Annotated in this window: 7 protein-coding genes; 3 read left to right on the plus strand and 4 right to left on the minus strand. The window is 67.9% G+C overall.

Translation table 11 applies throughout. From position 1 onward, the window contains the following. Positions 1-128 precede the first annotated feature (128 nt). Together D7Y13_RS49480 and D7Y13_RS03090 are read right to left on the minus strand one after the other, a co-directional pair. The gene (locus D7Y13_RS49480; protein ID WP_370450705.1) at positions 129-1,358 is read right to left on the minus strand and encodes an integrase core domain-containing protein; all 1,230 of its coding nucleotides are present in this window, start codon (positions 1,356-1,358) and stop codon (positions 129-131) included. Continuing rightward, positions 1,331-1,891 carry a transposase gene (locus D7Y13_RS03090; protein ID WP_120583207.1) on the minus strand — a complete coding sequence of 187 codons (561 nt, stop codon included), beginning with the start codon at positions 1,889-1,891 and terminating at the stop codon, positions 1,331-1,333. Before D7Y13_RS03090 ends, D7Y13_RS49480 begins: the two co-directional genes overlap by 28 nt. 149 nt (positions 1,892-2,040) lie before the next feature. Here D7Y13_RS03090 and D7Y13_RS45630 point away from each other — a divergent pair, with 149 nt between their 5' ends. The 3 genes from D7Y13_RS45630 to D7Y13_RS03100 all read left to right on the plus strand — a co-directional run bounded on the left by D7Y13_RS45630 (position 2,041) and on the right by D7Y13_RS03100 (position 4,412). After that, a complete protein-coding gene (locus D7Y13_RS45630) occupies positions 2,041-2,202 on the plus strand; it encodes a hypothetical protein (RefSeq protein ID WP_158620341.1) in 162 nt (53 codons plus the stop codon). 194 nt (positions 2,203-2,396) lie between these two features. Beyond that, positions 2,397-3,224: a polyphosphate kinase 2 family protein gene (locus tag D7Y13_RS03095; protein ID WP_120531440.1), complete on the plus strand. Its 828-nt coding sequence runs from the start codon at positions 2,397-2,399 to the stop codon at positions 3,222-3,224. A 186-nt stretch (positions 3,225-3,410) separates the two neighbouring features. Continuing rightward, the gene (locus tag D7Y13_RS03100) at positions 3,411-4,412 is read left to right on the plus strand and encodes a fatty acid desaturase family protein (protein WP_120531441.1); all 1,002 of its coding nucleotides are present in this window, start codon (positions 3,411-3,413) and stop codon (positions 4,410-4,412) included. Positions 4,413-4,416: 4 nt separating this feature from the next. Here the strand turns inward: D7Y13_RS03100 and aac(3) are convergent, their stop codons facing one another. Then, a complete protein-coding gene (aac(3), locus tag D7Y13_RS03105) occupies positions 4,417-5,226 on the minus strand; it encodes an aminoglycoside 3-N-acetyltransferase (protein ID WP_120531442.1) in 810 nt (269 codons plus the stop codon). 19 nt (positions 5,227-5,245) lie between these two features. Continuing rightward, positions 5,246-6,211, minus strand: coding sequence for a hypothetical protein (locus tag D7Y13_RS03110; RefSeq protein ID WP_120583208.1), 966 nt, complete (start codon positions 6,209-6,211; stop codon positions 5,246-5,248). Positions 6,212-6,552: the final 341 nt, after the last annotated feature.

The raw sequence follows: 6,552 nt of genomic DNA on the forward strand, positions 1-6,552 counted from the left end.
TCCGCGCGCGCCCCTCCGCCGCACACCGCCCCGAAGAAGAAGCAACCCATGCACTGCAGGAAGACATGGCCCACCAGGACCTCTATCCTGTACCGCACCGGATTGATGAGACACCAGGTTGGTCGTAATCAGGCCGCGTGCTTGTGCATCAGTTCCCGCCGGGCCTGACTCGGCGAAAGGAAATGGTGACGCTCCAGCAACCAGTGCTCGTTGTACCGGTGAGCCCACTCCAGCAGGGCCAGCCGGAACTCCTCCACGGTTGCGAAGGTGCGCACCCAGAGCAGCTGCTCCTTGAGGGTGCGGATGAAGCGCTCGGCACAGCCATTGCCCTCGGGACTGCGGACGAAGGACGGGCTGGACTCGGCGCCCAGGAAGCTCAGCTCGTTCTGGAAGGCATCGGAGGTGTACTGGCTGCCGTTGTCATTGCGGATGGACAGCCCCGCCGCCACGCCTCGGCCGTACGCACCGAAGCGGGCTTTGACGCCCTGGCGAATGGGCTCGAGGGCCTCGAAGCGGGCGCCCGCGTCCTGGCGGCCTTCCACAGCCCGTTCGACTTTCCTCACCTCGCGCACCCGCTTCTTCAATTCCTTCTTCGCATGCCGGTCGACCTCGTACAGGGGACGGGCCGCCTCACGCAGGTAGTGGAAGTGGCACAGTTGGTGGGGCACCTGGGGCAGTGCGTGGGCCAGGGCGTTGCGGATGCTCCGCTGCCCATCGGACACCACGCCGACAATGGGCACCCGCCCCAGCGCGCGCCGCACCTCCTCCAGAAGCGGTACCAGGTTCTGCTCGCTCCCGGACAGCAGCGGACGGGCCAGCAGCACCTGGCCCGAGAGGCATTCGCGCACCACCCAAAGCACCTCGTGCCCTACGTCCGGGGCAAGCCCATCAATGGCAAGCACGGCCCGCCCTTGCTGTTTGAGCGCCGCCTGCAGCCGCCCGGAGTCGAGCAGCTGGAGGCTGACGAACTCGTCGTAACGGTCGAGCAGGTTGGTGCAGGTGCGCTCGGAAATGGCGACGCCCCTGGCACGCAACAGGGCGTGGATTTCCGGCACGCTGCGGTGCTCCTGGTAGCGCTGCGCACCGATGAAGGCCAGCACGTCCAGGCCGAACTCGTGCTCGGGCAGCGCCCAGCGGCCCTCCTCCTCGGCCCTCAGCGGCACGCCCTTGAGCAGGCATCCCTCCTGGTGGCACACCCGGACTTGCACTGACAATCCGACGCACCCCGTGAGCGTTGTCACGCACCGCCGCGAGCGCCAGTCCGCCCGCGTCCTCGTGCCGCACGCCTCGCAGCCCCTGCGCTCGCTGTCGAGCCTCACCTCACGGGTGGCTACAGGGCGAGCCGTCGTCCGAGCCATGGTGTTGTGCCTCCTCTCAGAGGGACAACACCGGCGGGCACAGGCCATATTTGCTGGCGTAGTATTTTTTCGAGCACCAGCAGCGCCGCCGTCTCCGCCAGCGCCCCCTCCTTGCGGTGCAACTCCCGCTCCAGCTCCTTCACTCGCTTCTCGGCCGCCGCCAGCCGCCTGCGCTCCTTGGCCGGCAGGGCTTCCGTGGCTGCACCCGCGAGGGCCTGCTGCCACTCCTTCAGCTTCTCCTCGTGCAGCCCCTCACGGCGCAGCAGCGCCCCCAACTCCCCACCTGCGAGGCCCTGGGCCGCCACCAGTACGCGCAGCTTCTCCTCGGGCGTCCACTTCTTCGATCCAGACGGCGCAGCGGGTTTCTCCTCGGGCGGGGGCGTCATCGCCGCCAACTTATTCGCCTCCTGCAACCACTGCGACAACGTCGGCTGCGACACGCCCACCTGGCGGGCCAACGCGGCGGCACTCACCGCGCCCGGGCCCACCATCCGCTTCACCATCTCTGACTTGAATCCGTCCGTGTACGGCACTGCATCCTGCCTGCTCTCGCCCCCAGGGCGTGGTCATCCCGGCTGTTCAGCCGAGGCGACAACTTCCCTGACACAGGGGGCGGCTGGCCCTGGGGCTTCGGGCCATTGCCGAGAGCAGCCGCCTCCAGCCCGAGCGCGAGGAGGTGGAGGTGCTGTTCGACAGCCTCGCGGAGCGTATGGGGATGGGCCGTGCGGCGCTGGGACGCCTGCTCCAATCCGACAAGACCCTGGGCCGGAAGTTCGACACCCTGGCGATGCACATGGCGGTCGTCAGCCATGTCCTGTCGGAGGCCACCGTCGCGCAGGAGTGACGGTGGCGTCCGCGGTGCGCGTCCCGTGTATCGGGCGCTCGGAGTCGCGGCGTGCCCCCGCCCGCTACCGCCAAGCTCGGGCAGATGCCCTGAAAGGTCCAGATCCGGTGAATCGACCCGGGTCCCCTTGCTCGGGGGTGTGAATCCCCCGGACTCCCGGGCAGCATCCCTCCACACCGGGAGGGCAGGGGACCATGAACACCATCAGCAATGACAAGCAGGCGGTGAAGGTGAAGCTGGATCGCATCTCCGCGGCTCCGCCGAAGAAGGCGGACCGGGACGAGGCGAAGACGGAGTTCGACGCGCTGGGCGAGGAGCTGTTCGACCTCCAGGACCTGCTGTGGGGCGCGAAGATGAACTCCGTGCTCATCGTCCTGCAGGGGCGGGACACCGCCGGCAAGGACGGCACCATCAAGCACGTGGTGGGCAGCCTCAACCCGCGCGGCGTGAGCGTCACCTCCTTCGGCGTGCCCAGCACCGAGGAGCGCGAGCACGACTTCCTCTGGCGTGTCCACCGCGAGGCCCCGCGCAAGGGCGAGTTCTCCATCTTCAACCGCTCCCACTACGAGGACGTGCTCGTGGCGCGGGTGAACTCGCTGGTGCCCAAGGCGCTGTGGAAGCTGCGCTACCAGCACATCCGCGACTTCGAATCCCTGCTCAACGAGCACGGCACCATCATCCTCAAGTTCTTCCTCCACATCAGCCAGGAGGAACAGGAGCAGCGCCTGCTCGCGCGCGAAGCCGAGCCGCGCAAGGCGTGGAAGATCAGCGCCGGGGACTGGGAGGACCGCAAGCACTGGGGCGACTACACGCGCGCGTATGAGGAGGTCTTCGCCCGGACGTCCACCGAGCAGGCGCCGTGGCACCTGGTCCCCTCGGACGCCAAGTGGTACCGCAACCTCGTGGTGGCCCGCACGGTGGCGGAAGCCCTGCGTCCCTACCGCAAGCGCTGGCAGGAGCGCCTGGACGAGGTCGGCGTGGAGAAGAAGGGCGAGCTCAAGGCGTGGCGCAAGAAGCGCTGAAGCACGAGCCCTTCACCGGCACCGGACACCGGCCCGGCGCGTCGGCCCTCCGCGTCATCGATGACGCGGGGACACGCCCTTGCGTCGTGCGGACCGCTGACCCGGCCATGACATGGCGATGCGACAACGATGGCCGTCATCCGCCCCGGTGTCTCGCCGGGCGGTCACCGTCGGAGTCTCCTCGCCATGGAACGAACCGCGTCGCATTCGAGCAAGGACCTCATTGCCCGCACGCGTGCCTTCGCCACGCAGGACGCCGCGCGCTCGGGTTGGGCCCTGGGGTCCACCTATGCCGCGCTGGTGGGCGCGGTGGTGCTGGCGGTGGCCGCGCCCTGGTGGCCCCTGCGCATCGTGGGAGGTCTCATCGAAGCGCTGGTCCTCATCCGCGCGTTCATCCTCTTCCACGACGCGATGCACGGGGCGCTGCTGCCGAAGTCGAAGTGGGCCAAGGCGCTCTTCCAGGTGCAGGGCGTCCTCACGCTCACGCCCGCGCGCATCTGGAATGACACGCACAACCACCACCACGCGAACACGGCGCGCATCGCGGCGGACTCCGCCGGCACCTTCGTCACCTGGACCACGGAGCAGTGGCGCAAGGCCACGGGCTGGAAGCGGCTGGGCTACATGGTGGAGCGCCACCCGGTGACGCTGCTGTTCGGCTACGTCACCGCGTTCCTCATCAGCCTGTGCCTGGTGCCGTTCGTGAAGAACCCGAAGCGCTACTGGACGTCCGGGCTCGCGTTCGGTTTGCACGTGGCGCTGTCGGTGGCCGTCTGGCATTTCTTCGGCCTCGCGGTGTACCTGTGCGCCTTCGTGGGGCCGCTGTTCGTCGCGTACGCGCTGGGCACGTACCTGTTCTATGCGCAGCACAACTTCGACGACGTGGCCATCCTGCCGGACGCGGACTGGACGCACGCGGACGCGGCGCTGGAGGCCAGCAGCTACCTGCGCTGCGGGCCGGTGATGGCGTGGTTCACGGGCAACATCGGCTACCACCACGTGCACCACCTCAACCCGCGCATCCCGTTCTACCGGCTGCCGGAGGCGATGGCCGCCCTGCCGGAATTGCAGGGGCCCCACGTCACCGCGCTGACGCTGAAGGACATCGTCGGTTGTCTGCGATTGAACCTGTGGGATCCGGCGCAGGGGCGGATGGTGCGCTACCGCGACGCGGTCGCCAGCTACTGACGCGTCACTTGAAACGGCTTTCGAGCCAGTGGACGGCGAAGGCCACCATGGGCCGGGCTTCGACCAGCACGGCCGGCGCATCGCCAATCACGCCCCGCCGTCCCTGGCCGGTGGAGAGAAAGGCTTCGACGACTTCCGCGAAGAAGTCGTCCGCGAGCCCCTCCACCACCGGGTCGCTGGTGTCGAACTCCTCGAACTCGCGCCACACCGTCCGGCCATCGACGAGGAGCGGCGCCTCGTAGCGGAGGACGCGCTTGTGGGGGATGTCGGCCAGGTGCTCCGCATGGTGGAGGAGCGTCATGGTGTCGAGCGGTGCGCCGAGCATCAGCGTCTTGCCGCCCGAGGCCACCAGCTTGCCGAAGGGGGACTGGGGTCCATAGCCGTAGTCGAGCGCATGGTCCGCGGTGAACCATTCGGCGCGGCCTCCCAAGGCGGCACAGGAGGCGCCAGGATTCCCGCTGCGCCTGGCACCGGGCGTGGTGCGAAGCAGCTCCGGGAAGGCGCCATTGTCGCGGGTCGAGCGGGAGCGGAGCGGATCAAACGGGGGAATCTGGTCGCGCAGCTCGGGGGCGTCGCGGACCTCGTCCGGGAGCTGCCAGTCGCAATAGCCCAGCAGGGTGCCCTGGGGTCCCAGCACATCGCCGAGCGCGGCGATCAGCGCGTCGGGGCCACCCAAGATCGGGCCGACCGAGCGCAGGGCGGCATGCGCCAGCACCGCGTCACCGGGTTCAAGCCCCAGCATCCTGAGGTGTCCAGCCAGCGCCGCCCGGGTCCACGGAGAGGGCGGATGGGTCGTGTCGTTTCGGGATGACATGGGGGCTCCGAGGCGTGACTCAATCCTCCTTCCACCACTTTCCCCACGTGGTGCTGTAGTTCCACCCGAAGGCGCCACCCAGGGCCCACATCAGGCCCAGGTAGTTGGTGGTCACCCCCGTCGCGGTCTTCCGGGCAGGGAGCAACTGGACCAGCTCCGGCAGCTCGTTGCCCTTGCGCAAGTACTCTTCCAGGTCCTCCCGTCTGGCGTTGTAGACATCCGCGATCGCCGCCGGGCCCACGCCCAGGCCACTCCACTCGGGCGCCATTCCCTTGCCTCGCTTGTCGCCGGTCGCCAGGATGGACGCGACGTCCATGAGATAGCAGTCGAACAGGTTGGTGATCTCCGCCTTCCGGTCGGCGAATTTCGTCTGGCTCAAGGTGTAGGCGATGCTCACGACGAGGTTTTGATAGAAGTGATAGCGCTCCCGTCCGGGCGTGGCCGCATAGGCATGGTCTCGCTGGGGGGCGGCGGAGGGGCGGATCTGCACGTTCCTGCCGGGTCCGAGTTCCGGCTCCGGAATCAACTGGTTCTCGGACGTCTCCTCCGACACCATGGCCGGGCTCTTGGTCCGCACCCCGGTGTGCTTCTGGGTCATGCTCAAGGTGGCCAGGGCATGGACCCCCAGCTCATGGCAGAGCATTCCCAGACAGAAGCCCAGGGAGTAGTTCTCGAAATACCAACTGCACAGCATGATTTCGAGCTTGTCGATGGTCAGCGCCGGGGAGAGGACGTTCTTGATGGAGGAGAGCATCAAGATCTGGCTCTGCTTCTTCAACTGCATCATGGTCTTCAGGCCGACCGTGACCGTCTGGATTTGATCCTGATCGCACCAGAACTGGAATTCCTCGCTGGCGTTCATCACCTGGGCGATACGTTTCGCCTTCGCCTCATAGGTCTCTGAACCCGCATAGAGGTACCGGCGCGGATCGAATGACCAGTACTGGTGCCAGGTGCTGACGTTCTCGATCTTCAGTGCCACCATGTTCGGATCCTCATGCAGGTGTCTGGCCGACGAGCACCGCCGGCCGCCGGGCGTGTGTCCACGCTAGGCGGGGCGGATGACACGGGCAATCCTGCGCGGGCCGCGCCCGGAGCCGGGTCCTTTCCACCTCTACGCGTTGAGGTGGTTGGGACGGCTCCGTCGCGGCGGGGGCGACGCTGACGTCGAAGCGAACGCCCCCGCCCGTGAGGGTGTGATCCGGCTACAGGACGCAGGCGCCGTCGTAGCGCAGGATGACGAGGCCGGCGTTGCCACCCCTGGCGTTGCTCGCGCCTGCTGCCGCCGGGAGGGTCGTGGCCCCCGCCCAGGTGTTGGCTCCCAGC

Origin of the sequence: Corallococcus praedator, from assembly GCF_003612125.1 — a bacterium.
Taxonomy (GTDB): domain Bacteria; phylum Myxococcota; class Myxococcia; order Myxococcales; family Myxococcaceae; genus Corallococcus; species Corallococcus praedator.